Source organism: Okeania sp. SIO2F4 (assembly GCF_010672385.1).
GTDB lineage: Bacteria > Cyanobacteriota > Cyanobacteriia > Cyanobacteriales > Microcoleaceae > Trichodesmium.
Window position 1 is genome coordinate 1 of the sequence record NZ_JAAHGT010001164.1, and the last position, 2,582, is coordinate 2,582.

The 2,582-nt window shown below is 38.6% G+C and carries 2 protein-coding genes and 1 pseudogene; 1 reads left to right on the forward strand and 2 read right to left on the reverse strand.

The window, feature by feature from the left end; all coding sequences use genetic code 11:
• Positions 1–143: 143 nt before the first annotated feature.
• A pseudogene (locus F6K22_RS38345) lies at positions 144–407 on the reverse strand (amino acid--tRNA ligase-related protein); the annotation flags it as partial.
• Between the two features lie 47 nt (positions 408–454).
• Positions 455–724: a tyrosine-type recombinase/integrase gene (locus F6K22_RS38350; protein ID WP_293110135.1), complete on the reverse strand. Its 270-nt coding sequence runs from the start codon at positions 722–724 to the stop codon at positions 455–457.
• A gap of 1,578 nt (positions 725–2,302) precedes the next feature.
• Here F6K22_RS38350 and F6K22_RS38355 point away from each other — a divergent pair.
• Positions 2,303–2,582 (forward strand): hypothetical protein (locus F6K22_RS38355; RefSeq protein WP_293110134.1); only part of this gene is annotated, 280 nt, incomplete at its 3' end.

Consider the following 2,582-nt stretch of genomic DNA (forward strand, 5'->3'; position numbering starts at 1 on the left):
TCTTTTTTATGTTAGTAACCTGAAAACTGCTGTATGATATAGCAGTTAAAGTAAAGATTAACACATTGATTAATCCTCAAACTCTCTCAGATATTACTTTTGAATTTTGAATTTTGACTTTTGATTTGCGCGTAGCGCTATAATTAATCCTTCAAAGTCGATCGCATAGTCGGGAACATAATTACATCCCGAATACTTTGAGTATTAGTCAGCAACATCACCACACGATCGACTCCAATACCCATTCCACCACACTTAGGCATTCCCAATGACAACGCCTGAATAAAGTCTTCATCCATTGGGTGTGCTTCATCATCACCTGCTTCTCTTTGAGCGATCTGTTCCTCGAAACGTTTGCGCTGGTCTTGCGGATCGTTTAACTCGGAGAAACCATTAGAGTATTCGGTATGGTATTAATCTCAATTGTATGTTGATATTTAGAGAACATTTAAAATTACTTTTTAAGTAGTGAATCTTCTAGTAATTGAAAGGCTTTTTGAGCAGAAATTTCAGCTTTTTGGGAGGTAACTTTTTGATAACGTAATGTGGTAGTAATGCTTTTGTGCCCTATGAAAGCTTTCAGCTCTTGAATTCCGATTAAACCAACTCTTTCGGTGGCGAAAGTATGTCGTAGGTCATGGAGTCTCACTCCTTCAAGTAAGGGATGATTTTGAGTTAATTTTTTCCAATCTTTATTGACTGTACGATAGCTGACATGAGTTATTTATGCATGAAAATGGTTGTGGAGCTTTGAATAATGCTGGATGTGGCTGATGTAGGTAATATTGAAGATATTTTTCGCGGGACAATTGCTGCATCTTTATTGTCATAGCACCATGGTTGAAAGTTACCTTTTCTTCTGACTGCAAATTTGTAGTTTATTGGGTAAATTTTGTAGTTTGTTTTGGTCTGTTTGTTCTAAGAGTTCGTCTATTATTGATTATTTTGAATGGATAAGCTGGACGATTGTGTAGAGACGGTAGTTAATTATGATTACTTTGTACATAATACGAAAATTCGTTGTGAGTAAGATCATGAATAACTTGCTCAGTATTATGTTCACCCTTATTTCCCTCTGGTTTTCCCTTGGGGAATTGTCTAATAGGATTGATTTTTATGTAGTTGGAATTTACTGCCAAGTTCAGTCAGGCATTAATGACAGTTTGATGATGGTTATGAGTGGTGTATGAGAGATGAGTTCTGAGGTACTCAGATAGGGTCTGACCATCCAATAATTCTCTTGGCAAATAACCAGATTTTTTGAGAAGGGGGAGTAGAATTTGTTCATCGGAACAAAGGGAATTTCCAGTCCCTGAGGTGGTAAAAATTGGGTTGCTGTTGTGGCTAATGTGTTGGACAATTAGATCAAAAAAAACTTTATACGGGACTCCCAAAATTTGGTCTATTTTTGGTAAATAGATCTGCCAAATTGGCAACCACTCCCGAATTATTTTGCTTATATTAAACATGTCAAACAAAACAAAGTTGTTTGAAGCTTTCAAAAACAAAGTGCGATTCGTTTGGCCTAAGTAAACCCTAGTTTACGTTGAGCCAGAGAAAGTAAAAGGGTAACTCTGATACTGATGGAGGTTAAATTCCTTGCCACACCGATGCCGTGTGACTCTAATCTCCCAGAATTCAGAATTAGTAACTCTTGGTCTCAGTGCATGGGTATAAAGGGAAATAAGGGTAATGTCATCCCAATCCTTTGCACAGCTAGTTAGCCAAGGTTATCGTACAGAGAATCTAGTATTATGGGTCGTGATGAGAAACAGGAGAAAGGTGTTGATACTCCTGGACCAAAAGGTATGCCTGACATAATTGGAACCAATAATTTAAGGTTGGCCTAAACTAGGGGCCTAAATCTAACGTGAAATGAGATCGGGGAACGAAGTAACCCCTTTTGGACTCTCAATGATGAGTAGGGAAAGCCTAAATAATGTTGATTAGGCATAAGGATTCCTCAAGAGGCAAGCGTGGAGCTAATGGCTAGTATCAATATCCCTGGCAATTTAGGGCAATAACAGCTAAAAAAATGGCGGATAGTTTGAAATTTTTACAACTGTAGCTGATAATAAGTGTCGGAAGCGATCAAATAGATGGCGACCTCAAATAGCCCAACAAATCCGTGGGCTATCAGGAGAAGTAAATCAATAAACTAGGGTGGGCTGCACCCAAATATACGCTTGTGAACTGGCAAGAGCCGACTCTCCAGGTTAAAGCAAGAAGCAAACATCAAGACAGGAATTACGAGGTTTTACCTAGTTTTGCCGGGATTGTATAAGTTTTGTACAGCAGCCGTGTGAGCTATAAACTCTCATGCACGGTGCGTGAAGCAGAGGTGAGGGATAGGGAAATCCCCATCGACTGTAACTTAAGAACACACACAATAATTATTTCACAATTAAACTACTTAGAAACTGCCAACGAAGAAGTATTTGGTGGCGGTGGTGTTAAATTCGACAGCTACTTCAAAAAAGATGTATATGTCAAAGAATACTTTAACACTGTAGTCAAAAACGACATATATTCCCAAGTTCACATCTATGGCAACGCGGCTGAAGCTCAAGCGATAGCTGATG